Below are 23,891 nucleotides of genomic sequence, written 5' to 3'. Positions count from 1 at the left end.
GTTCAAGGGTTGATCAGCCGTTGGAGCAACCGTTGCCCATGACGCTGTAGCGCAAGATGTGGCGCTGGCCCTTGGAATCGTCGTATTCCATCTTCGCCGGGACCACTTCGCAGACATTGGGGATCTCACTCATGGAGATGACTTTGGCGATGTCCAGGTGGGTGGAGTAGGTGTACTCCTCGATCGCCGGTTTTTGCTGTGCGACATCGGTCGGGGCCTCGTCTGCCATCGCGGTGGCGCAGAGGCTGCCGAGGACCAGAACCCATAAAGCTTTCATCTAATTCACCTTTCTTGAGGTCGAGTGGGGTCACGCAACCTTTTTGGGGCTGCGTGTGGAGCTTGGTTTTGGAGGTTGGATTAACGGCCTTCGTGGGGGCTGTGTTGCGTTAATCGTGTTTGCCGGTTGGCGAGATGGATTTTAGGGGGAGGGGGTAATCGCAAAAAGACCGGGTTTTGATAAACACTGTTGGTTGATCTGGTAATAATCGTCGTAGGGACCGGTGGCTGTCTGTTACGTCTGTGTTGGATTTACCACCGTCTTCGCGAGCAAGCCCGCTCCCACAGAGGATCTGTGTTGGACATAAAATAGGCGTTCACTGAAATTCAACTGTGGGAGCGGGCTTGCTCGCGAAGGCGGTGTTACATCAAACATCGATATTGACTGACCCAATGCCATCGCGAGCAGGCTCGCTCCCACACAGGAAAATCCCCGCAGGCAGGGCCTTGCACGTTAGTACCGACATTTTGTAGGGACTTGTTACTACCATCGTCGAATGGTTCTATAGGCCCGCCCCGGGCTACAACGGGACCATACAAAAACAACTATGTCTCCGAGGTAAGAAAGATGAGTGCGGCTTCTGTGTATCCCGTTCGCCCCGAGGTTGCGGCTAATACGCTGACTGACGAGGCGACCTACAAGGCTATGTACCAGCAGTCGGTCGTCAACCCGGACGGCTTCTGGCGTGAGCAGGCCAAGCGCCTCGATTGGATCAAGCCTTTCACCACGGTGAAGCAGACGTCCTTCGACGATCACCATGTCGACATCAAGTGGTTCGCCGACGGCACCTTGAACGTTTCCTACAATTGCCTCGACCGTCATCTGGCCGAGCGCGGTGATCAGGTTGCGATTATCTGGGAGGGTGATGACCCGTCCGAGAGCCGCAACATTACCTATCGCGAACTGCATGAAGAAGTCTGCAAGTTCGCCAACGCCTTGCGTGGTCAGGACGTGCATCGCGGCGACGTGGTGACGATCTACATGCCGATGATTCCTGAAGCTGTGGTCGCCATGCTGGCCTGTGCCCGGATCGGTGCGATCCACTCGGTGGTGTTCGGCGGTTTCTCGCCTGAAGCGCTGGCCGGCCGGATCATCGACTGCAAATCCAAAGTAGTCATCACTGCCGACGAAGGTGTTCGCGCTGGCAAGAAGATTCCGCTCAAGGCCAACGTCGATGACGCATTGACCAACCCGGAAACCAGCAGCATCCAGAAAGTCATCGTGTGCAAGCGCACCGCTGGCAACATCAAGTGGAACCAGCACCGCGACATCTGGTACGAAGACCTGATGAAAGTGGCCGGCACCGTTTGCGCGCCGAAGGAAATGGGCGCTGAAGAAGCGCTGTTCATCCTCTACACCTCCGGTTCCACCGGCAAGCCCAAGGGTGTGCAGCACACCACGGCCGGCTATTTGCTGTACGCGGCTCTGACCCATGAGCGAGTGTTCGACTACAAGCCGGGCGAAGTCTACTGGTGCACCGCCGACGTCGGTTGGGTCACCGGCCACAGCTATATCGTCTACGGCCCGCTGGCCAATGGCGCGACCACGCTGCTGTTCGAAGGCGTGCCGAACTACCCGGATATCACCCGGGTGGCCAAGGTCGTCGACAAGCATAAGGTCAGCATCCTCTACACCGCGCCGACCGCCATCCGCGCGATGATGGCCTCGGGCACCGCCGCTGTCGAAGGCGCCGATGGCAGCAGCCTGCGCCTGTTGGGTTCGGTGGGCGAGCCGATCAATCCGGAAGCCTGGGACTGGTACTACAAGAATGTCGGCAAGGAACGTTGCCCGATTGTCGACACCTGGTGGCAGACCGAAACCGGTGGCGTGCTGATCAGCCCACTGCCGGGCGCCACGGCGTTGAAACCAGGCTCGGCCACCCGTCCATTCTTCGGTGTGGTGCCGGCGCTGGTGGACAACCTCGGCAACCTGATCGAAGGCCCGGCCGAAGGCAACCTGGTGATCCTCGATTCGTGGCCGGGCCAGGCCCGTACGCTGTACGGCGACCACGACCGCTTCGTCGACACCTACTTCAAGACCTTCAGCGGCATGTATTTCACCGGTGACGGTGCGCGTCGCGACGAGGATGGCTATTACTGGATCACCGGTCGGGTGGATGACGTGCTCAACGTCTCCGGCCACCGCATGGGCACGGCCGAGATCGAGAGCGCCATGGTCGCCCACCCGAAAGTCGCCGAAGCGGCGGTGGTGGGTGTGCCGCACGACATCAAGGGGCAGGGCATTTATGTCTACGTCACCCTGAATGCCGGTGAGGAAACCAGCGAAGCCCTGCGCCTGGAGCTGAAGAACTGGGTGCGCAAGGAGATCGGTCCGATTGCTTCGCCGGACGTTATCCAGTGGGCCCCGGGGCTGCCGAAGACCCGTTCCGGCAAGATCATGCGCCGCATCCTGCGCAAGATCGCCACAGCGGAGTACGACGGTTTGGGTGATATCTCCACCCTGGCCGATCCGAGTGTGGTGGCGCATCTGATCGAGACGCACAAGACCATGAACGTGGCCTGACGGTAGTAGTCAGTAACACCGAAAAGCCCCGCCCGGCATTTGCCGGGTGGGGCTTTTTTTGTGCCTGGCGCGATCCCTGTGGCGAGGGGATTTATCCCCGTAGGGCTGCGAAGCAGCCCCTGAGAAGCCGCCTCGGTGTGCCAGGTCGCCCCATAAAGTGTTTTGGGTCTGCTACGCAGCCCAGCGGGGATAAATCCCCTCGCCACAGGGTTGTCGTATTGGGCTGACGTGCTCTACGAATAAATATCGACCTTCAAAGCAGGACGCTTCCGAACGTTACCCCTGTTTCGAAATGTGTAACCAAAGGCGCCACAACGGGGCGATGTGAAACGTGAAGCCCCGTTACAGAGCGGCTCCAGGCGCCTCAGAAAATAAGCCGACACGCTGTGCTTGCCGGATTAGAAGGGTTTGCGAATAATGGGCCCGCTATTTGCAGCATAGATCGGTTTCCCTTCTTTTGCTCTTGCATGAATTTGCGAGACTGTCAATGTGCTCGAACCGCTTTCTCGGTGCTTCTGTAATTTGTTGTCGCATTGAAGAAATATCGGCTTCGGGCCTGTCGTTAGAATGCCGATCACTCGCTCGTCGTGGCTCGCGTTGAATAAAACGTGAGCTTCCTAGGACGCAGCACCAAAGTTCGTTCCACCCATTCGCATATTGGGCTGTTGCTCACTCTGCCGTTTTCGCCCTTTACCGATGGAGTTCCAAGATGAAGAAACTTGTGCTGCTTGGCGCCCTGGCACTGTCCGTGCTGTCCCTGCCGACATTTGCCGATGAGAAGCCCCTGAAGATCGGTATCGAAGCGGCCTACCCTCCGTTCGCCTCGAAAGCTCCGGATGGCAGCATCGTCGGTTTCGACTACGACATCGGCAACGCTCTGTGCGAAGAGATGAAGGTCAAGTGCGTGTGGGTCGAGCAAGAGTTCGACGGTCTGATCCCGGCGCTCAAGGTGCGCAAGATCGATGCGATCCTGTCGTCCATGTCGATCACTGAAGACCGTAAGAAGTCCGTTGATTTCACCAACAAGTACTACAACACCCCGGCCCGCCTGGTCATGAAGGCGGGTACCCAGGTCAGCGATAGCCTGGCCGAGCTCAAGGGCAAGAACATCGGCGTACAGCGCGGTTCGATCCACGAGCGTTTCGCCCGTGAAGTCCTGGCCCCGCTGGGTGCCGAGATCAAGCCGTACGGTTCGCAGAACGAGATCTACCTGGACGTGGCAGCCGGCCGTCTCGACGGTACCGTGGCGGACGCTACGCTGTTGGATGACGGTTTCCTGAAAACCGACGCCGGCAAAGGCTTTGCGTTCGTCGGCCCGGCCTTCACCGATGAGAAATACTTCGGCGACGGTATTGGAATTGCGGTTCGCAAGGGCGATGCGCTGAAAGACAAGATCAACAGCGCGATCACCGCTATCCGCGAGAACGGCAAATACAAGCAAATCCAGGACAAGTACTTCGCTTTCGACATCTACGGCAAGTAACGACGTCCCGCCACTCGTGCGAAATGGCGCAAGCAACAGGATCTCTGCGGTTTGCGCCATTTTTTCATCCCACTTTCGAGGACCTGAATCATGTTGAAAGGCTACGGGGCTGTCATCCTCGATGGCGCATGGTTGACGCTTCAGCTCGCCTTGTCGTCCATGGCCCTGGCCATCGTCCTGGGGCTGATCGGTGTTGCCTTGCGCCTCTCGCCGGTGCGTTGGCTGGCGTGGCTGGGCGACCTGTATGCCACGGTCATTCGCGGTATTCCCGACCTGGTGCTGATCCTGCTGATTTTCTACGGCGGCCAGGACCTGCTCAATCGTGTGGCGCCAATGCTCGGTTATGACGATTACATCGACCTGAATCCGCTGGCGGCCGGTATCGGTACCCTGGGTTTCATCTTCGGTGCCTATCTGTCGGAAACCTTCCGCGGCGCGTTCATGGCGATCCCCAAGGGGCAGGCCGAGGCGGGCATGGCGTACGGCATGAATGGCTTCCAGGTGTTTTTCCGGGTGCTGGTGCCGCAGATGATTCGCCTGGCGATCCCGGGCTTCACCAACAATTGGCTGGTGTTGACCAAGGCCACCGCGCTGATTTCGGTGGTGGGCCTGCAAGACATGATGTTCAAGGCCAAGCAGGCGGCGGATGCCACGCGCGAGCCTTTCACCTTCTTCCTGGCAGTGGCGGCAATGTACCTGGTGATCACCAGTGTCTCGTTGCTGGCATTGCGTCACCTTGAGAAGCGCTACTCGGTAGGCGTAAGGGCGGCTGATCTATGATCTTCGACTACAACGTCATCTACGAGGCCTTGCCGCTGTACTTCAGTGGCTTGCTGACCACCTTGAAGCTGCTGGCATTGTCGCTGTTCTTCGGTCTGCTGGCGGCGCTGCCCCTGGGGTTGATGCGCGTCTCGAAGCAGCCGCTCGTCAATATGACGGCGTGGCTCTACACCTACGTGATTCGCGGCACGCCGATGCTGGTGCAGTTGTTCCTGATCTACTACGGGCTGGCGCAGTTCGAGTTCGTGCGCGAGAGCTTCCTCTGGCCGTGGTTGTCCAGCGCGACCTTCTGTGCATGCCTGGCGTTCGCCATCAACACCAGTGCCTACACCGCCGAAATCATCGCCGGCAGCCTGCGGGCCACGCCTAATGGTGAGATCGAAGCGGCCAAGGCCATGGGCATGTCGCGCTATAAGTTGTATCGCCGGATCCTGCTGCCGTCGGCCTTGCGTCGGGCGCTGCCGCAATACAGCAACGAAGTGATCATGATGTTGCAGACCACCAGCCTGGCGTCCATCGTGACCCTGATCGACATCACCGGTGCCGCGCGCACGGTGAATGCGCAGTACTACTTGCCGTTCGAGGCTTACATCACGGCCGGCGTTTTCTACCTGTGCCTGACCTTCATCCTGGTGCGCCTGTTCAAACTGGCCGAACGCCGCTGGCTGGGTTACCTGGCCCCGCGCAAGCACTGATAACGCATCGATCCGATCGACTGCTCAACGACTGACGTTTTGTGAGAACCGACCGCATGTACAAGCTTGAAGTCCAAGACCTGCATAAACGCTATGGCAGTCACGAAGTGCTCAAGGGCGTGTCCCTGAAAGCCGCCGCCGGTGATGTGATCAGCATCATCGGCTCCAGTGGCTCCGGCAAAAGTACCTTCCTGCGTTGCATCAACCTGCTTGAGCAACCCCATGCTGGCAAGATTCTGCTCAACAACGAAGAGCTGAAGCTGGTGGCTGGCAAGGACGGCGCCTTGAAGGCTGCGGACGCCAAGCAACTGCAGCGCATGCGTTCGCGGCTGTCGATGGTGTTCCAGCATTTCAACCTGTGGTCCCACATGACTGCGCTGGAAAACATCATGGAAGCGCCGGTGCATGTGTTGGGCGTGGCCAAGGCCGAGGCTCGCGAAAAAGCCGAGTATTACTTGAACAAGGTTGGCGTGGCCCATCGCAAGGACGCTTACCCGGGCCATATGTCCGGCGGTGAACAGCAGCGTGTGGCGATTGCCCGTGCGTTGGCGGTGGAGCCAGAGGTGATGCTGTTCGACGAGCCGACCTCGGCCCTCGACCCGGAACTGGTGGGCGACGTGCTCAAAGTGATGCAATCCCTGGCACTGGAAGGCCGGACCATGGTGGTGGTGACCCACGAAATGGGCTTTGCCCGTGAGGTGTCGAACCAGTTGGTATTCCTGCACAAAGGTCTCGTCGAAGAAAGCGGCAACCCGCGCGAAGTGCTGGTCAATCCGCAATCGGAGCGCCTGCAACAATTTCTTTCGGGCAGCCTCAAGTAATCGCTCCCGTTACGCACCTGATTTGGGTCATGCTGCGCACCGCGCGCCAGATGGTCTAATTTGGTTGCAGCCGCTTTTGGCTTTAACACTGTTTTCGCTTCGGATTGCCCGCCATGACTGCCCATCGAATAGGTTTCCTGATTTGGCCCAGCACTAAAGCCTTGACGCTGGCGCTGGCCGAGGAGGCCTTGCGTGTCGCGCAGCGGGTGCATCCGGACGTGGTCTACGAACTGTCGTTCTTGCAGGCCGAGCCGCCAGTCGACGGCGCCTGGCAACTGCCGGGTGAGCCCTGGGCCGGCAAGCTCGAGGGTTTCCAGAAGCTGTTCCTGCTGGCCGATGAACCGCCGACCGCCCTGGCCTCGCCCCTGAGCAGCGCCCTCAAGCAACTGGTGCGCGCCGGTTGTGTGATCGGTGGTTTGTCCGCGGGCGTCTATCCCTTGGCTCAGCTGGGTTTGCTCGACGGTTACCGTGCCGCCGTGCACTGGCGCTGGCAGGATGACTTCTCCGAGCGCTTCCCCAAGGTCATCGCCACCAGCCATCTGTTCGACTGGGACCGTGATCGCCTGAGCGCTTGCGGCGGCATGTCGGTGCTGGACCTGTTGCTGGCGGTGCTGGCTCGCGATCATGGCGCGGAACTGGCCGGCGCGGTGTCGGAAGAACTGGTGGTCGAGCGCATCCGCGAGGGCGGCGAGCGCCAGCGCATCCCGCTACAGAATCGTCTCGGCTCCAGCCATCCGAAGCTCACCCAGGCCGTGTTGCTGATGGAAGCCAACATCGAAGAGCCGCTGACCACCGATGAAATCGCCCAGCATGTTTGCGTGTCCCGCCGGCAACTGGAGCGGATCTTCAAGCAGTACCTCAACCGCGTGCCCAGCCAGTACTACCTGGAGCTGCGCCTGAACAAGGCCCGGCAGATGCTGATGCAGACCAGCAAGTCCATCATCCAGATCGGCCTGTCCTGCGGGTTCTCCTCGGGGCCGCACTTCTCCAGCGCCTACCGCAACTTCTTCGGCGCCACGCCGCGAGAAGACCGCAACCAGCGGCGCAGCAGCAGCCCGTTCGAATTGTCCTCGGTGCCGTCAGAGCGGGGCTAGGGCTGGCACAACCCCTGTGCGAGCAGGCAATGTAATCCTGTGGCGAGGGGATTTATCCCCGCTGGGCTGCGCAGCAGCCCCAAGACAGTCAACGCTATCTATCTGGCACACCGAGTTGCCTGGCTTAGGGGTGCTTCGCACCCCAACGGGGATAAATCCCCTCGCCACAGGTGCAATGGAAATCTGGAGGCAAGTGCCTCAAACCCCTTGGCAACGTTTAAACTGCGCCTTTGCGACGCTATTTGTCGCATTGCCGTAAACCCGCGAAAAACGTGGGTTGGCGCTATAAGAAGTTGTCGCTTGGCGACAAGGCCGGGCTGAAAACTGTCCTTACAATCCTTACCAAGCCCGCCAGTTCCAGGCGGGTGTTCCTCATCAGGAGACTCCGATGTCCGTTGAGCAAGCCGCGGTACAACGCGCCGATTTCGACCAGGTTATGGTTCCCAACTATGCACCTGCTGCCTTCATACCTGTGCGTGGTGCCGGTTCCCGCGTATGGGACCAATCCGGTCGTGAGCTGATCGACTTTGCCGGCGGTATCGCAGTCAACGTACTGGGCCATGCCCACCCGGCACTGGTCGGCGCACTGACCGAACAGGCCAACAAGCTGTGGCACGTGTCCAATGTCTTCACCAATGAGCCGGCCCTGCGCCTGGCCCATAAACTGGTCGACGCAACCTTTGCCGAGCGCGCGTTCTTCTGCAACTCCGGCGCCGAAGCCAACGAGGCCGCCTTCAAGCTGGCCCGTCGCGTCGCGTTCGATCGGTTCGGCAGCGAGAAGTACGAAATCATCGCCGCGCTCAACAGTTTCCACGGTCGCACCCTGTTTACCGTCAACGTTGGCGGACAGTCGAAGTACTCCGACGGTTTCGGGCCTAAAATTACTGGCATTACCCACGTTCCTTACAACGACCTGGCCGCTTTGAAAGCGGCTGTTTCGGACAAGACCTGCGCCGTGGTGCTGGAACCGATCCAGGGCGAGGGCGGTGTGCTGCCGGCTGAACTGGCCTATCTGCAAGGTGCCCGTGACCTGTGCGATGCGCACGACGCGCTGTTGGTGTTCGACGAAGTGCAGACCGGCATGGGTCGCACTGGCGAGCTGTTCGCCTACATGCACTACGGCGTGATCCCGGACATCCTCACCAGTGCCAAGAGCCTGGGCGGTGGTTTCCCGATCGCGGCGATGCTCACCACCGAAGCACTGGCCAAGCACTTGGTCGTCGGCACTCACGGCACGACGTATGGCGGCAACCCGCTGGCCTGCGCGGTAGCCGAAGCGGTGATCGATGTGGTCAATACCCCTGAAGTGCTCGCCGGCGTCAAGGCCAAGCACGACAAGTTCAAGACGCGCCTGGAGCAGATCGGCGCGAAATACGGCCTGTTCACCCAAGTGCGCGGCCTGGGCCTGTTGATCGGCTGTGTGCTGAACGATGCCTGGAAGGGCAAGGCCAAGGACATTTTCAACGCCGCCGAACAGGAAGGCCTGATGATCCTGCAAGCCGGCCCGGACGTGATTCGCTTCGCCCCGAGCCTGGTGGTGGAAGACGCCGACATCGATGCCGGCCTGGACCGTTTCGAGCGGGCTGCGGCGAAGCTGACGCAAGCCTGATTTCAGACTTGACTGGCTCCAGTGTGGGCCGGGCTTTTGTGGGAGCGAGCCTGCTCGCGATTGAATCGCCACGGTCCGCCAGGCAGACCGAGTCGTTCGCATCGCGAGCAGGCTCGCTCCCACAGAAAGTCTGCTTCTGTGCTTGAGTGGATGTCCGGTTTTTATTCTCTGTGTATCGACCCTTCGGTCGAACCGTTTATTTCAAGTTAAGGAGTGACACCATGCTGGTGATGCGCCCCGCGCAAATGGCTGATCTGGGCGAGGTACAGCGTCTGGCTGCGGACAGTCCGATCGGTGTCACTTCCTTGCCGGATGACGTGGAACGCCTGAGCGACAAGATCGCCGCAAGCGAAGCCTCGTTTGCCGCCGAAGTCAGCTTCAACGGTGAAGAGAGCTATTTCTTCGTGCTTGAAGACACCGCGACCGGCAAGCTGGCAGGCTGTTCGGCCATCGTCGCGTCGGCCGGTTATTCCGAGCCGTTCTACAGCTTTCGCAACGAGACCTTCGTTCATGCCTCCCGTGAGCTGAAGATCCACAACAAGATCCACGTGCTCTCCCAGTGCCACGATCTGACCGGTAATAGCTTGCTGACCAGCTTCTACGTGGTTCCTGAGTTGGTCGGCTCGCCATGGTCGGAGCTCAATTCTCGCGGGCGCCTGCTGTTCGTCGCCAGCCATCCGGAGCGGTTTGCCGATTCGGTGGTGACCGAGATCGTCGGCTACAGCGATGAGAATGGCGACTCGCCGTTCTGGGATGCCATCGGTCGCAACTTCTTCGACCTCAACTACGCCGCCGCCGAGCGCCTGTGTGGGCTTAAAAGCCGCACCTTCCTCGCCGAGCTGATGCCCCATTACCCGATCTATGTGCCGCTGCTGCCGGACGCCGCCCAGGAAGCCATGGGCCAGGTCCATCCGCGGGCGCAGATCACCTTCGACATCCTGATGCGCGAGGGTTTCGAGACCGATCACTACATCGACATCTTCGACGGTGGCCCGACCCTGCATGCCCGTGTCTCGGGGATCCGCTCGATCGCCCAGAGCCGCGTGGTGCCGGTCAAGATCGGCGAACCGGTCAAGGGCGCTGGTCGGCAATACCTGGTGGCCAATGCCCAGTTGCAGGATTACCGCGCCGTGCTGCTCGAGCTTGACTACGCGCCGGGCAAACCGGTGATTCTGGACATGGAAGCGGCCGAAGCCTTGGGCGTTGGCGAGGGTGCCAGCGTGCGCCTGGTGGCGGTTTAACGCCTTACAGCTGAGTTTCGCGGGTGGCGCAAGCGACCCGTTTGAGGAGATAGCATGATCGTTCGTCCCGTACGCAGCAGCGATTTACCCGCTCTGATCGCCCTGGCCCGCAGCACTGGCACTGGCTTGACTACCTTGCCGGCCAACGAAGAGCGCCTGGCCCATCGGGTCGGCTGGGCCGAGAAGACCTTTCGCGGCGAAGCCGGGCGCGGTGACGCGGACTACCTGTTCGTGCTCGAAGACGACGACGGCCGCGTGGTCGGTATTTCCGCCATCGCCGGTGCCGTGGGGCTGCGTGAGCCCTGGTACAACTTCAGGGTTGGCCTGACGGTCAGCGCGTCCCAGGAATTGAACATCTATCGGGAAATCCCGACCCTGTTCCTGGCCAACGACCTGACTGGCAATTCCGAGTTGTGCTCGTTGTTCCTCCATGCCGATTTTCGCAGTGGCCTCAATGGTCGGATGCTGGCCAAGGCGCGGTTGTTGTTCATTGCTGAATTCCCGCAATTGTTCGGTAACAAGATTATTGCCGAGATGCGCGGCATGTCTGACGACAATGGGCGTTCGCCGTTCTGGGAAAGCCTGGGCCGGCACTTCTTCAAGATGGAATTCAGCCAGGCCGATTACCTGACCGGCGTGGGCAACAAGGCATTCATCGCCGAGCTGATGCCCAAGTTCCCGCTGTACACATGCTTTCTGTCTGAAGATGCCCGGGCCGTGATCGGCCAGGTTCACCCGGACACTGAGCCGGCGCTGTCGATGCTCAAGAGCGAAGGTTTCAGCTACCAGGGTTACGTCGACATCTTCGACGCCGGCCCGGCGGTGGAGTGCGAAACCGGCAAGATCCGCGCGATTCGTGACAGCCAGGCGCTGGTCCTGGCCATCGGCACGCCGGGCGACGATGCCACGCCGTTCCTCATTCATAACCGCAAGCGCGAAGACTGCCGCATCACCGCAGCTCCCGCGCGCTTGGCCGCCGGCACGCTGGTGGTCGACCCGCTGACCGCCAAACGTCTTCAACTCAACGCTGGCGATCAGGTGCGTGCCGTCGCGTTGTCTGCTGCTCGGGAGTCGAAATAATGAATTCGCTGTACATCGCAGGAAGCTGGCTGGAAGGTCAGGGCGACCTCTTTGAGTCGTTGAACCCGGTGACTCAACAGGTGTTGTGGTCGGGCAACGGCGCCACGGCGGCGCAAGTGGAGTCGGCGGTGCAGGCCGCGCGCCAGGCGTTCCCGGACTGGGCACGGCGTTCGCTGGATGAGCGTATCCAGGTGTTGGAAGCTTTTGCCGCCGCCCTGAAAAACCATGCTGATGAGCTGGCCCATTGCATCGGTGAAGAGACCGGCAAGCCGTTGTGGGAAGCGGCTACCGAAGTCACCAGCATGGTCAACAAAGTCGCCATTTCGGTGCAGAGCTACCGCGAGCGGACCGGCGAGAAGAGCGGTCCCCTGGGCGACGCCACCGCTGTACTGCGCCACAAGCCCCACGGTGTGGTGGCGGTGTTCGGCCCCTACAACTTCCCCGGCCATTTGCCCAACGGCCACATCGTGCCGGCCCTGCTGGCCGGCAACAGCGTATTGTTCAAGCCGAGCGAGCTGACGCCGAAAGTCGCCGAACTGACGGTCAAGTGCTGGGTCGAGGCCGGGCTGCCGGCGGGCGTGCTGAACCTGCTGCAAGGCGCCCGGGAAACCGGCATCGCCCTGGCGGCCAACCCGGGCATCGACGGGCTGTTTTTCACCGGCTCCAGCCGCACCGGCAATCTGTTGCACCAACAATTTTCCGGGCGCCCGGACAAGATCCTCGCGCTGGAAATGGGCGGTAACAATCCACTGGTGGTGGATGAGGTGGCGGACGTCGATGCGGCGGTCTACACCATTATCCAGTCCGCTTTCATTTCCGCCGGGCAGCGTTGCACCTGCGCGCGCCGCCTGCTGGTGCCGGAAGGCGCCTGGGGCGATGCCTTGCTGGCGCGCCTGGTAGCGGTCAGTTCGACCATCGAAGTGGGGGCCTTTGACCAGCAGCCAGCGCCGTTCATGGGCTCGGTGATTTCCCTGGGCGCGGCGAAGGCGTTGATGGATGCGCAAAACCATTTGCTGGGCAAGGGCGCCGTGCCTCTGTTGAGCATGACCCAGCCGCAGGCCCAGGCTGCATTGTTGACGCCGGGTATCCTGGACGTGACGGCAGTGGCCGAGCGACCTGATGAAGAACTGTTCGGGCCGTTGTTGCAAGTGATCCGCTACAAGGATTTCGCAGCGGCAATCACCGAGGCCAACAATACGCAATATGGCCTGGCCGCTGGCTTGCTGTCCGATTCCCAGGAGCGTTACCAGCAGTTCTGGCTGCAAAGCCGTGCCGGTATCGTCAACTGGAACAAACAGCTGACGGGAGCTGCCAGCAGCGCACCGTTCGGCGGTGTCGGTGCTTCGGGCAACCATCGCGCCAGTGCTTATTACGCGGCCGATTATTGCGCGTATCCGGTGGCTTCCCTGGAGACACCAAGCCTTGTCATGCCGGCTGCCCTGACCCCCGGCGTGAGAATGGTGTAAACCCCAATCGCGAGCAGGCTCGCTCCCACAAGGACAGTGCAAGACCCTGTGGGAGCGAGCCTGCTCGCGATGGCCGCGCTGCGGTTGTTACTTGATGCCTATAAAAAAACAGATTCTCGTGGAGCCTCGCTGATGAAATCCTATGAAGTCAACTTTGACGGTCTAGTGGGGCCGACCCATAACTACGGCGGGCTCTCGTACGGCAACGTCGCGTCCCAGAGCAACAGCCAGCAGTCCTCCAACCCCAAGGAAGCGGCGCTGCAGGGCCTGGCGAAAATGAAAGCGCTGATGGACATGGGTTTCCAGCAAGGGGTGCTGGCACCACAGGAGCGCCCGGACGTGGCGGCCCTGCGCCGCTTGGGCTTTGCCGGCAGTGATGCCCAGGTCATCCAGCAGGCCGCGAAAGAAGCGATGCCGCTGCTGGTCGCCAGTTGCTCGGCCTCCAGCATGTGGGTGGCCAACGCCGCCACCGTCAGCCCGAGCGCCGACACCGCTGACGGTCGCGTGCATTTCACCGCCGCCAACTTGAACTGCAAGTACCACCGCAGCATCGAACACCCGACCACCAGTCGCGTGCTGGGGGCGATGTTCGCCAATCAGCAGCACTTCGCCCATCACGCCGCGTTGCCGGCGGTGGCGCAGTTCGGCGACGAAGGTGCCGCCAACCACACCCGTTTCTGCCGCGCCTACGGCGAAGCCGGCGTGGAGTTCTTCGTCTTCGGTCGCAGTGCCTTCGACACCCGTTACCCCGCACCGCAGAAATACCCGGCGCGCCAGACCCTGGAAGCCTCCCAGGCCGTTGCCCGCCTGCATGGGCTGCGGGAGGAGGGCGTGGTGTACGCCCAACAGAACCCGTCGGTAATCGACCAGGGTGTGTTCCACAACGACGTGATCGCGGTGGGCAATGGCGAAGTGTTGTTCTATCACGAGGATGCGTTCCTCGAGACCGACAAGATGCTGGCCGAGCTGAGCAGCAAACTCGCCAAGGTCGGTGGGAAATTTCAGTCGGTGTGTGTACCGCGTTCGGCGGTGACGGTCGATGACGCCGTGCGCTCCTACCTATTCAACAGCCAGCTGTTGTCGCGCCCCGACGGCTCGATGCTGTTGATCGTGCCGGAAGAGTGCCGCAGCAACGAACGTGTCTGGCAGTATCTGCAAGGCCTGACGGGCTCTGGAGGGGTGATTCGCGAGGTGAAAGTCTTCGATCTCAAGCAAAGCATGCAGAACGGTGGCGGCCCAGCCTGCCTGCGGTTGCGCGTGGCCCTCAATGAAACCGAGCTGGCGGCCGTCAACCCAGGGGTTATCATGACCGCGCCGTTGTACGATTCGCTGACCCAATGGGTCGAGCGGCACTACCGCGACCGCATGACCGAAAATGACCTGGCAGACCCGCAGTTGCTGCTCGAATGCCGTGCGGCGCTGGATGAACTGACACAAATCCTTAAACTTGGCGCGGTTTATCCTTTCCAGATCAATTGAAAGCGCGCGCGACCTGACTACAGTCAAAGCAGGGCGCGTTGCCTTATCCCCAGACGAGAACGTTAAAACATGAGCGATACCCTGCAGCTGATCCTTGAAGACACCGATGGCACCCAACTGGAAACCTCCTGCACCCGCGTCGCGGTAATGTGGCAAGGCAAGGAACTGTGGATCCAGCAGGACGGCCGCGGCCAGTTGCTGATCGGCGTGGACGTCGAGGAAGGGGACGAGGAATACGCCAACCTGTTGTTGCGTCCATTGGCAACCAACCTGGTCAGCCTGCAACTGGAAATGGAACCGGCGGACGTCGGCGACGATGACCATGTCCATGGCCCGGATTGCGGCCACGACCATTAAGGAAACCGCGCTATGCTCGCCCTCGGCAAACTGCTTGAACTGACCCTCGCCGGCCGTGAACCGGCGGAGAAGACTCAACTGACAGTCGAAGGCGTACGGATGCGCTGGTTGAGCGAGGGCGCGCTGGAGGTCAAGCCGCCCGAAGCCCGGGATAACGGCCTGGACCTGCTGCTGTCGGCCGGCATCCATGGCAACGAAACCGCGCCCATCGAATTGCTCGACCGCTTGCTGCATGACATTGCCCGTGGCGACCTGAAGCCACGGGCACGCATTCTGTTCCTGTTCGGCAACCCCGAGGCCATCCGGCGCGGTGAGCGTTTTGTCGAGCAGGACGTCAACCGGCTGTTCAATGGTCGCCATGAGCTGAGTGGTGGGCCTGAAGCACTACGGGCTTGTGAGCTGGAGCGGCTGGCCGCGAGTTTTTTCAGCCGGCCAGAACGCAGTCGCCTGCATTACGACCTGCACACGGCCATTCGCGGTTCGAAGATCGAGCAGTTCGCCTTGTACCCGTGGAAGGAAGGTCGCCAGCACTCACGCCGTGAACTGGCGCGCCTGTGTGCCGCGGGCGTGGAGGCGGTGTTGCTGCAGAACAAGCCGTCCATCGTGTTCAGTGCCTACACCTACGATCAGCTCGGTGCCGAGTCTTTCACCCTGGAACTGGGCAAGGCCCGGCCATTCGGGCAAAACGACGGCGTCAATGTCAGCCTGTTGGAAACCCGCCTGCAACAGATCATCGAGGGCAACGAGCCGGAGTTGGATGAAGGGCTCGATGGCTTGCAGCTGTTCAGCGTGGCACGGGAAATCATCAAGCACAGCGACAGCTTTCGCCTGAACCTGCCGGCGGACATCGAAAATTTCTCGGAGCTGGGTAAAGGTTATGTGCTGGCCGAGGACATCGCCCAGACGCGCTGGGTGATTGAAGAAGAGGGGGCGCGGATCATTTTCCCCAACCCCAAGGTCAAGAATGGTTTGCGGGCCGGGATCCTGATCGTGCCGGCGACAGATGAAAACCTGGCCTGACTCAGTTTCAAACTGACCAAGATCCCTGTGGGAGCGAGCCTGCTCGCGATAGCGGTATATCAGCCGACATCTATAGCGACTGACACTCCGTCATCGCGAGCAGGCTCGCTCCCACATTTGGGCTTGCGTCCAGCCTTAGACCGCTACCGCCCGCTGCTCACTGCGCCGCAACGCCCGGGTCTTGTGCAGGGTATCGGCGCAGGTCTTCGCCGCTTCCTGGCCCTTGTGCACGAAATGCTCGAAGAAGAATTTCTGATGCTCTTCCCCGGCATGGAAGTGATGCGGCGTAAGCACGACCGAGAACACCGGCACTTCGGTTTCCAGCTGCACCTGCATCAGGCCGCTGATCACCGATTGGGCGACGAACTCGTGACGGTAGATGCCACCATCCACCACCAGGCCAGCGGCGACGATGCCAGCGTAGCGGCCTGACTTGGCCAGCAGCTTGGCGTGCAACGGAATCTCGAAGGCACCACCGACTTCGAAGAAGTCGATATCACTTTCCTGATAACCCTGATTGATCATTTCGGCGACGAAGCCCTTACGGCTCTGGTCGACGATTTCCTTGTGCCAGCAGGCCTGGATGAACGCGACGCGCTCGCCCGGATGACTTTTGCTTTTGCTGTCGATTGCAGTGGGTTGCATGTTCTGGTTCCTGTTTGTGTGAAAAACAGGGCGTCATGAATCGAAGGGGATTCGAGGGTACGCCGCGCACAGACAGTCGCAGTCGGCCCTTGGGTGCCAATCCCGTTCTCTCTTCATCCGGACTATGACCGTCGGCCCCGGGATCACACCGGGTCTGCTGACCTTGCCGTTACACCGTAAAACCGTGTATCGCCAAGCGCTCGCGGGCTATGCACGTTGCGCGCAATTACCGCCGGTGGGGAATTACACCCCGCCCTGAGAACGTTTTTGCCGCCATGGTTTGTGGCAGCGGAGGATTTTTAACACATAACCCCCTGTGGGAGCGAGCCGTGGGAGCAAAGCTTGCTCGCGATGGCGTCGGGTCAGGCAGTATTGATGTTGACTGACCCACCGCTATCGCGAGCAAGCTTTGCTCCCACGGCTCGCACACAAGGGGGGTGGCATTTCCGTCGACCGGGCTTGATTATTCCGCGCCATGCCCGCAGTAATTGCCCTTCGAAAGGGATTTCCCGCCACCCGAACCCGAGGCCAGACTCATGAGCGTTATCGATCTTCGCAGCGACACGGTCACCCAACCTTCCGCCGGCATGCTCGATGCCATGGCCAGTGCGCCGACCGGCGACGATGTGTATGGCGAAGACCCGACCGTCAATCGCCTCGAAGCCGAGCTGGCCGCGCGCCTGGGGTTCGCCGCCGCGCTGTTCGTCCCTACGGGCACCATGAGCAACCTGTTGGGGTTGATGGCTCATTGTGAACGTGGCGACGAATACATCGTCGGCCAGCAGGCCCACACCTATAAGTACGAAGGGGGTGGTGCGGCGGTACTCGGTTCGATCCAGCCTCAACCCCTCGAGGTACAAGCGGACGGCTCCCTGGACCTGGCGCAAATCGCCGCGGCGATCAAGCCCGATGATTTCCACTTTGCCCGCACCCGCCTGCTGGCGCTGGAAAACACCATGCAGGGCAAGGTCCTGCCGCTGGAATACCTGGCCCGGGCCCGGCAGTTCACCCGGGAGCATGGCCTGGCCCTGCACCTGGACGGCGCGCGGCTGTACAACGCTGCGGTCAAGTTGAATGTCGATGCCCGGCAGATCACGCAGTACTTCGATTCAGTATCGGTGTGCCTGTCCAAAGGCCTCGGCGCGCCAGTGGGCTCGGTCCTGTGCGGCAGCGTCGAGTTGATCGGCAAGGCGCGCCGGCTGCGCAAAATGGTGGGCGGCGGCATGCGCCAGGCCGGGATTCTGGCGGCGGCGGGGCTGTATGCCCTGGAACACCAGGTCCAGCGCCTGGCCGAGGACCATGCCAATGCCCTGCGCCTGGCCGAGGGGTTGCGGGCGGCGGGTTACCAGGTCGAGCCGGTTCAGACCAACATGGTCTACGTGCAAATGGGCGAGCGAGCCGAGGCGATCAAGGCCTTTGCCGCTGAACGGGGCGTCAAGCTAAGCGCGGCACCACGCCTGCGAATGGTGACGCACATGGACGTGAACGCGGCGCAAATCGACCAGGTGGTCGGCACTTTCGTCGAATTTTCCCGCCACTGACCCGTCAACCGGGCCAATTGACAGTTTCTATCGCATAAACACGCTGTACCCCGCGCGCAGGGCCGATATAATGCGGCCCTTTGCCGTTGCTTCGTCTGTTGACGTTTTGCACAGGCCTTTGGCCGCAGCCTCCGTGGAAGAACCTAATGAAAAGCGCAGAAATCCGTGAAGCCTTCCTTCGCTTCTTCGAAGAGCAAGGCCACACCCGAGTAGCCTCCAGCTCTTTGATTCCGGGCAACGATCCGACCCTGCTGTTCACCAACGCGGGGATGAACCAGTTCAAGGACTGCTTCCTGGGCCAGGAAAAACGTGCCTATACCCGTGCGGTAAGCAGCCAGAAATGCGTGCGTGCCGGCGGCAAGCACAATGACCTGGAAAACGTCGGCTATACCGCACGTCACCACACCTTCTTCGAAATGCTGGGTAACTTCAGCTTCGGTGACTATTTCAAGCGCGACGCCATCACCTTCGCCTGGACCTTCCTGACCTCCGACAAGTGGCTGAACCTGCCCAAGGAGAAGCTTTGGGTAACGGTCTACGCCAGCGATGACGAAGCCTATGACATCTGGACCAAGGAGGTCGGTGTTCCGGCAGAGCGCATGGTGCGCATTGGCGACAACAAAGGCGCGCCTTACGCATCCGACAACTTCTGGACCATGGGCGATACCGGCCCATGTGGCCCGTGCACCGAGATTTTCTACGATCACGGCGCCGACATCTGGGGCGGCCCACCCGGCTCGCCGGAAGAAGATGGCGACCGCTACATCGAGATCTGGAACAACGTGTTCATGCAGTTCAACCGCACCGCCGATGGCGTGTTGCATCCGCTGCCTGCGCCGTCGGTCGACACCGGCATGGGCCTGGAGCGGATCAGTGCGGTGTTGCAGCACGTTCATTCCAACTATGAAATCGACCTGTTCCAGAGCCTGCTGAGCGCGTCGGCCCAGGCCATCGGTTGCACCAACGACAACCAGGCTTCGTTGAAAGTGGTGGCCGACCACATCCGTTCCTGCGGTTTCCTGATTGCCGACGGTGTGCTTCCGTCCAACGAAGGTCGCGGCTATGTGCTGCGTCGGATCATCCGTCGCGCCTGCCGTCACGGCAACAAACTGGGCGCCAAGGGCAGCTTCTTCTATCAGATCGTCGCGGCGCTGGTGGCCGAGATGGGCGACGCCTTCCCCGAGCTCAAGTCCCAGCAGGCGCACATCGAGCGCGTACTCAAGGCTGAAGAAGAACAATTCGCCAAGACCCTGGAGCAAGGCCTGAAGATCCTCGAGCAAGACCTGGCCGAACTCAAGGGCAACGTGGTTCCGGGCGATGTGGTGTTCAAGCTGTACGACACCTACGGTTTCCCGATGGACCTGACCGGTGACATCGCCCGCGAACGCAACCTGACCCTCGACGAGGAAGGTTTCGAGCGCGAGATGGAAGCCCAGCGGGTCCGCGCGCGTTCCGCCAGCTCTTTCGGCATGGACTACAACAGCCTGGTCAAGGTTGAGGTGGCCACCGAGTTCACCGGTTATGCCGGTACCACCGGCTCGGCCAAGATCGTTGCTATCTATAAGGATGGGCAGTCGGTCGACATCCTGAGCGAAGGCCAGGAAGGCGTGATCGTGCTGGACAAGACCCCGTTCTACGCCGAATCCGGCGGCCAGATCGGCGACAGCGGTTACTTGCAGGCCGGCAACTCGCGTTTCGACGTGCGTGACACCACCAAGACCGGCGGCGCGTTCCTGCACCACGGCGTGCTGGCTTCCGGCAGCCTGATGATCGCAGCGCCGGTGGCCGCTCATGTCGATGCCGACGTTCGTCATGCCACGTCGCTGAACCACTCCGCCACGCACTTGCTGCACGCGGCGTTGCGCCAGGTGCTGGGCGAGCATGTCCAGCAGAAGGGTTCGTTGGTGGACAGTCAGCGCCTGCGCTTTGACTTCAGCCATTTCGAGGCCATCAAGCCTGAGCAACTCAAGGCGCTGGAAGACATCGTCAACGCCGAGATTCGCAAGAACTCTCCGGTAGAAACCGAAGAAACCGACATCGAGACCGCCAAGCGCAAGGGCGCCATGGCATTGTTCGGCGAGAAGTACGGCGACAGCGTGCGCGTGCTGAGCATGGGCGACTTCTCGGTCGAGCTGTGCGGCGGCATCCACGCTAACCGGACCGGCGACATCGGTCTGATGAAAATCATCAGCGAAGGTGGCGTGGCCTCCGGCGTACGCCGGATCGAAGCGGTCACCGGTGCTGCGGCCCTGGCGTACCTCAACGCGGCCGAAGAACAACTCAAGGAAGCGGCAACCCTGATCAAGGGCAGCCGTGACAACCTGATCGACAAGCTGTCGGCCGTGCTGGAGCGCAACCGCCTGCTGGAAAAGCAACTCGAGCAGTTGCAGGCCAAGGCCGCCAGCGCCGCGGGCGACGATCTGTCGGCCCAGGCCGTGGACGTCAAGGGCGTGAAAGTACTGGCCGTGCGTCTGGATGGCCAGGATGGCAAGGCGCTGCTGGCGCTGGTCGATCAGCTGAAAAACAAACTCGGCCGCGCAGTGATCCTGCTCGGCAGTGTCCATGAGGAAAAGGTCGTTCTCGTCGCAGGCGTGACCAAGGACCTGACTGGCCAACTCAAAGCCGGTGATTTGATGAAGCAAGCCGCTGCGGCAGTGGGCGGCAAGGGCGGCGGTCGCCCGGACATGGCGCAAGGCGGTGGTACCGACGTCGGCGCACTGGACGCGGCACTGGCCCAGACCGTTGCATTCGTAGAGCAGGGTATTTAAGGCAGCGCCGCGGGCTCGTGGTCTAGTCACGAGCCCGAGCGCTGTTGAGTGATTATTGGGCGCCCTTCATGGGCAGAGGCGGCTTTGAAATGGCTTTGATCGTACAGAAATTTGGAGGCACCTCGGTCGGCAGTGTCGAGAGAATCGAACAGGTCGCCGACAAGGTTAAGAAATTCCGTGATGCGGGCGATGACCTGGTGGTTGTGCTGTCGGCAATGAGCGGCGAGACCAACCGTCTGATCGATCTGGCCAAGCAAATCAGTGGCGACCAGCAACCGGTCCCGCGTGAGCTGGACGTGATCGTTTCCACCGGCGAACAGGTGACCATCGCCTTGCTGGCCATGGCGCTGATCAAGCGTGGCGTGCCAGCGGTGTCCTACACCGGCAACCAGGTGCGTATCCTGACGGACAGCGCGCACAACAAAGCGCGTATTCTGCAGATCGACGACCAGAAGATTCGCAGCGACCTGAAGGCTGGTCGTGTAGTGGTCGTCGCCGGTTTCCAGGGCGTGGACGAGCACGGCAACATCACCACCCTTGGCCGTGGCGGTTCCGATACCACTGGCGTGGCACTGGCAGCGGCCCTCAAGGCTGACGAATGTCAGATCTACACCGATGTGGATGGTGTCTACACCACTGACCCACGGGTAGTGCCTGTGGCTCAGCGCCTGGACAAGATCACCTTCGAAGAGATGCTGGAAATGGCCAGTCTCGGTTCCAAGGTGCTGCAGATCCGGGCGGTCGAATTCGCTGGCAAGTACAACGTTCCGCTGCGCGTTCTGCACAGCTTCAAAGAGGGTCCGGGCACCCTCATTACTATCGATGAAGAGGAATCCATGGAACAGCCGATCATTTCCGGCATCGCCTTCAACCGCGATGAGGCCAAGCTGACCATCCGTGGCGTGCCAGACACCCCCGGCGTGGCATTCAAGATTCTCGGCCCGATCAGTGCCGCGAACATCGAAGTCGACATGATCGTGCAGAACGTCGCGCACGATAACACCACTGACTTCACCTTCACCGTGCACCGCAACGACTACCAGTCTGCCGAAGCGATCCTGAAAAAGACCGCTGGCGAGATCGGTGCCCGGGAAGTGGTGGGCGATACCAAGATCGCCAAGGTCTCGATCGTCGGTGTCGGCATGCGCTCCCACGCAGGCGTGGCCAGCCGTATGTTCGAATCCCTGGCCAAGGAAAGCATCAATATCCAGATGATCTCTACCTCGGAAATCAAGGTTTCCGTGGTGATCGAAGAGAAGTACCTGGAGCTGGCCGTGCGCGCCCTGCACACGGCTTTCGAACTCGACGCAGCCGCCCGACAGGGCGAGTAAGGCGTTGTCTTGAGGGCGCGGCTGGACCGCGCCCTTTGTTTTTCTGAATGGCGCGTCCCAAAACTGTTCTTTTGCCCGCGCTGGTCAATACTAGGCCTGTAGGCTTCGACCGTTTCGGTTGTAGGTCCAATGCCTCTTTTTTTGCAGACTGTTGTCCCTTAAGTGAATTGCGTGAGGAGAAAAGTATGCTGATTCTGACCCGTCGGTGTGCAGAAAGCCTGATTATTGGCGATGGCGAAATCACCGTGACCGTGCTCGGCGTCAAAGGAAACCAAGTGCGTATCGGCGTCAACGCCCCGAAAGAGGTTGCTGTACACCGCGAGGAAATTTACCTGCGTATCAAGAAAGAGAAGGACGACGAACCAAGCCATTAATTTTTATCGATTTTTATGTTTGCAAACGGGGATGAAGGTGGTTAATATACGCCCCGTGTTGCGGAGAGCTGGCCGAGTGGCCGAAGGCGCTCCCCTGCTAAGGGAGTACACCTCAAAAGGGTGTCGGGGGTTCGAATCCCCCGTTCTCCGCCATTATTCGTTTAGTGCGTCAAAGCCTGGCTTGATCGGTAAGTGATTGAAATTACTGAAAAAAGCGCTTTACAAAAGGAATTGACGACCTATAATGCGCGGCAACAAATGCACTCGTAGCTCAGCTGGATAGAGTACTCGGCTACGAACCGAGCGGTCACAGGTTCGAATCCTGTCGAGTGCACCATTTAAGAGTCGTTTGCAGCAATGCAAATAACTTGGCGTCAACCAGTTGTGATCTGGTATAAAACCACAACTTGCACTCGTAGCTCAGCTGGATAGAGTACTCGGCTACGAACCGAGCGGTCACAGGTTCGAATCCTGTCGAGTGCACCATATACCAAGAAGCCCGCGTTAACGCGGGCTTTTTGCTGTCTACGATTTGCCTTTCACACATCCTCTTTCATCGAACACGATCTCTGCGCTGCGACCTTTCTTCGCCTTGTAGGTATACCGTGTGCTCGAATTGCGAATTTTGATTGAGTGTGGCTTGCCCAGGGCGCTTTCCACGTCCTGTTGGCTCATGCCGGCGATGATTCGTCGGTCGAGGATGGCATCGCGGCGTTGCCTGGCGTCGATGAGGTTCCCGCAACGGTCCTGGAACTGGCCGACGACGGTCGGCTCCCTGCGGGTGGTTTTGTTGCTGGATGTTTGCCAGCGCTCCGCTTCGGGCAGCATCGCCTCGGTCGTCGGTTCGGTCGAACCCGGGCGATACGGATGGATCTGTTGTAGTGACAGGGCTTCTCCCGGGCCGCAGCTCAGGGTCGTGAACGTAACGTGCCCTGCGCTATTTTCGCAGCGATGCACGGTCTGCCCGGCAGCCCATAACGGCAGGCAGGCGAGCAGGAACAGGCAGTGGTTGAGGGGCATCCGGTCGTCCTCCTTGACGGTGCAGAAGAGAAGGGTAGTCGCTGCATTTGTGCCGGACCGTGTGTTTTCTTTTCCGGATAAGTCGTCGTAAAGGGACAGGTTCAGCCTATGTTCAGGTTTGTCTCGCAAGCGCTTGTTCTTGCCATGATTTTTTAACGTTTTACAGCGTCAAGACAGCATCAAGCGGTGTATGATTGCGCCCGTCAGCCCCGCCGGGGCTTTGGAATATCTCCATGGACTTACCCAGTAGTTACTCAATATCAAGTTTTGCCAATCATGAATTAACT

20 protein-coding genes, 3 tRNA genes and 1 riboswitch are annotated in these 23,891 nt (G+C 60.4%); of the genes, 20 read left to right on the top strand and 3 right to left on the bottom strand.

From position 1 onward, the window contains the following. Nucleotides 1-13 precede the first annotated feature (13 nt). A complete protein-coding gene (locus AC30D9_RS24750) occupies nucleotides 14-277 on the bottom strand; it encodes a DUF2790 domain-containing protein (protein WP_053147209.1) in 264 nt (87 codons plus the stop codon). A 567-nt stretch (nucleotides 278-844) separates the two neighbouring features. Between AC30D9_RS24750 and acs the strand changes: the two genes are divergently transcribed. The 13 genes from acs (at nucleotide 845) to astE (ending at nucleotide 15,925) form a co-directional block, all read left to right on the top strand. Beyond that, a complete protein-coding gene (gene acs / locus AC30D9_RS24745; RefSeq protein WP_134925478.1) occupies nucleotides 845-2,800 on the top strand; it encodes an acetate--CoA ligase in 1,956 nt (651 codons plus the stop codon). A 709-nt stretch (nucleotides 2,801-3,509) separates the two neighbouring features. Then, complete coding sequence (locus tag AC30D9_RS24740; RefSeq protein ID WP_307575414.1) at nucleotides 3,510-4,283, top strand: ABC transporter substrate-binding protein; 774 nt, start codon at nucleotides 3,510-3,512, stop codon at nucleotides 4,281-4,283. A gap of 90 nt (nucleotides 4,284-4,373) precedes the next feature. Then, nucleotides 4,374-5,063 carry an ABC transporter permease gene (locus AC30D9_RS24735; RefSeq protein ID WP_134925476.1) on the top strand — a complete coding sequence of 230 codons (690 nt, stop codon included), beginning with the start codon at nucleotides 4,374-4,376 and terminating at the stop codon, nucleotides 5,061-5,063. Further along, a complete protein-coding gene (locus AC30D9_RS24730; RefSeq protein ID WP_134925475.1) occupies nucleotides 5,060-5,758 on the top strand; it encodes an ABC transporter permease in 699 nt (232 codons plus the stop codon). Before AC30D9_RS24735 ends, AC30D9_RS24730 begins: the two co-directional genes overlap by 4 nt. A gap of 56 nt (nucleotides 5,759-5,814) precedes the next feature. After that, nucleotides 5,815-6,579 carry an ABC transporter ATP-binding protein gene (locus AC30D9_RS24725; protein ID WP_134925474.1) on the top strand — a complete coding sequence of 255 codons (765 nt, stop codon included), beginning with the start codon at nucleotides 5,815-5,817 and terminating at the stop codon, nucleotides 6,577-6,579. Between the two features lie 113 nt (nucleotides 6,580-6,692). Further along, nucleotides 6,693-7,673: a GlxA family transcriptional regulator gene (locus tag AC30D9_RS24720; RefSeq protein WP_109753909.1), complete on the top strand. Its 981-nt coding sequence runs from the start codon at nucleotides 6,693-6,695 to the stop codon at nucleotides 7,671-7,673. A gap of 388 nt (nucleotides 7,674-8,061) precedes the next feature. Further along, nucleotides 8,062-9,282, top strand: coding sequence for an aspartate aminotransferase family protein (locus tag AC30D9_RS24715; RefSeq protein WP_109753910.1), 1,221 nt, complete (start codon nucleotides 8,062-8,064; stop codon nucleotides 9,280-9,282). Between the two features lie 221 nt (nucleotides 9,283-9,503). After that, nucleotides 9,504-10,523 carry an arginine/ornithine succinyltransferase subunit alpha gene (gene aruF, locus AC30D9_RS24710; protein ID WP_134925473.1) on the top strand — a complete coding sequence of 340 codons (1,020 nt, stop codon included), beginning with the start codon at nucleotides 9,504-9,506 and terminating at the stop codon, nucleotides 10,521-10,523. 54 nt (nucleotides 10,524-10,577) lie between these two features. After that, entirely contained in the window at nucleotides 10,578-11,603 is a 1,026-nt protein-coding gene (gene astA / locus AC30D9_RS24705) for an arginine N-succinyltransferase (RefSeq protein ID WP_058543460.1), read from the top strand. Further along, a complete protein-coding gene (gene astD / locus AC30D9_RS24700; protein ID WP_490145109.1) occupies nucleotides 11,600-13,069 on the top strand; it encodes a succinylglutamate-semialdehyde dehydrogenase in 1,470 nt (489 codons plus the stop codon). Before astA ends, astD begins: the two co-directional genes overlap by 4 nt. 132 nt (nucleotides 13,070-13,201) lie before the next feature. Then, nucleotides 13,202-14,548 (top strand): N-succinylarginine dihydrolase, encoded by a 1,347-nt coding sequence (gene astB / locus AC30D9_RS24695; RefSeq protein ID WP_490145059.1) that lies wholly within the window; start codon nucleotides 13,202-13,204, stop codon nucleotides 14,546-14,548. A 69-nt stretch (nucleotides 14,549-14,617) separates the two neighbouring features. After that, complete coding sequence (locus AC30D9_RS24690; RefSeq protein WP_003178862.1) at nucleotides 14,618-14,905, top strand: hypothetical protein; 288 nt, start codon at nucleotides 14,618-14,620, stop codon at nucleotides 14,903-14,905. Between the two features lie 12 nt (nucleotides 14,906-14,917). Continuing rightward, a complete protein-coding gene (gene astE / locus AC30D9_RS24685; protein ID WP_490145058.1) occupies nucleotides 14,918-15,925 on the top strand; it encodes a succinylglutamate desuccinylase in 1,008 nt (335 codons plus the stop codon). A gap of 135 nt (nucleotides 15,926-16,060) precedes the next feature. Here the strand turns inward: astE and AC30D9_RS24680 are convergent, their stop codons facing one another. Next, nucleotides 16,061-16,570, bottom strand: coding sequence for a 6,7-dimethyl-8-ribityllumazine synthase (locus AC30D9_RS24680; protein ID WP_122569283.1), 510 nt, complete (start codon nucleotides 16,568-16,570; stop codon nucleotides 16,061-16,063). Nucleotides 16,571-16,670: 100 nt separating this feature from the next. Then, nucleotides 16,671-16,837, bottom strand: a riboswitch (FMN riboswitch). 269 nt (nucleotides 16,838-17,106) lie between these two features. Here AC30D9_RS24680 and ltaE point away from each other — a divergent pair. From ltaE to AC30D9_RS24645, 7 genes are all read left to right on the top strand, one after another. Next, a complete protein-coding gene (ltaE, locus tag AC30D9_RS24675) occupies nucleotides 17,107-18,111 on the top strand; it encodes a low-specificity L-threonine aldolase (RefSeq protein WP_490145057.1) in 1,005 nt (334 codons plus the stop codon). A gap of 146 nt (nucleotides 18,112-18,257) precedes the next feature. Then, the gene (gene alaS, locus AC30D9_RS24670; protein WP_490145056.1) at nucleotides 18,258-20,879 is read left to right on the top strand and encodes an alanine--tRNA ligase; all 2,622 of its coding nucleotides are present in this window, start codon (nucleotides 18,258-18,260) and stop codon (nucleotides 20,877-20,879) included. 89 nt (nucleotides 20,880-20,968) lie between these two features. Beyond that, nucleotides 20,969-22,210 carry an aspartate kinase gene (locus AC30D9_RS24665; protein ID WP_109753917.1) on the top strand — a complete coding sequence of 414 codons (1,242 nt, stop codon included), beginning with the start codon at nucleotides 20,969-20,971 and terminating at the stop codon, nucleotides 22,208-22,210. 185 nt (nucleotides 22,211-22,395) lie between these two features. After that, entirely contained in the window at nucleotides 22,396-22,584 is a 189-nt protein-coding gene (gene csrA, locus AC30D9_RS24660) for a carbon storage regulator CsrA (RefSeq protein ID WP_003178872.1), read from the top strand. A 62-nt stretch (nucleotides 22,585-22,646) separates the two neighbouring features. After that, a tRNA-Ser gene (locus AC30D9_RS24655) sits at nucleotides 22,647-22,737 on the top strand. A 107-nt stretch (nucleotides 22,738-22,844) separates the two neighbouring features. Then, nucleotides 22,845-22,921, top strand: a tRNA-Arg gene (locus AC30D9_RS24650). Between the two features lie 72 nt (nucleotides 22,922-22,993). Continuing rightward, nucleotides 22,994-23,070: transfer RNA gene (locus AC30D9_RS24645), tRNA-Arg, on the top strand. Between the two features lie 39 nt (nucleotides 23,071-23,109). Here AC30D9_RS24645 and AC30D9_RS24640 read toward each other — a convergent pair. Further along, complete coding sequence (locus tag AC30D9_RS24640) at nucleotides 23,110-23,604, bottom strand: cell envelope protein SmpA (RefSeq protein ID WP_134926681.1); 495 nt, start codon at nucleotides 23,602-23,604, stop codon at nucleotides 23,110-23,112. Nucleotides 23,605-23,891 lie beyond the last annotated feature (287 nt).

Source organism: Pseudomonas sp. DF11 (genome assembly GCF_058148565.1).
Note: the sequence above shows the minus strand (reverse complement) of the source record. Positions and strands in the feature narration are given on the sequence as shown.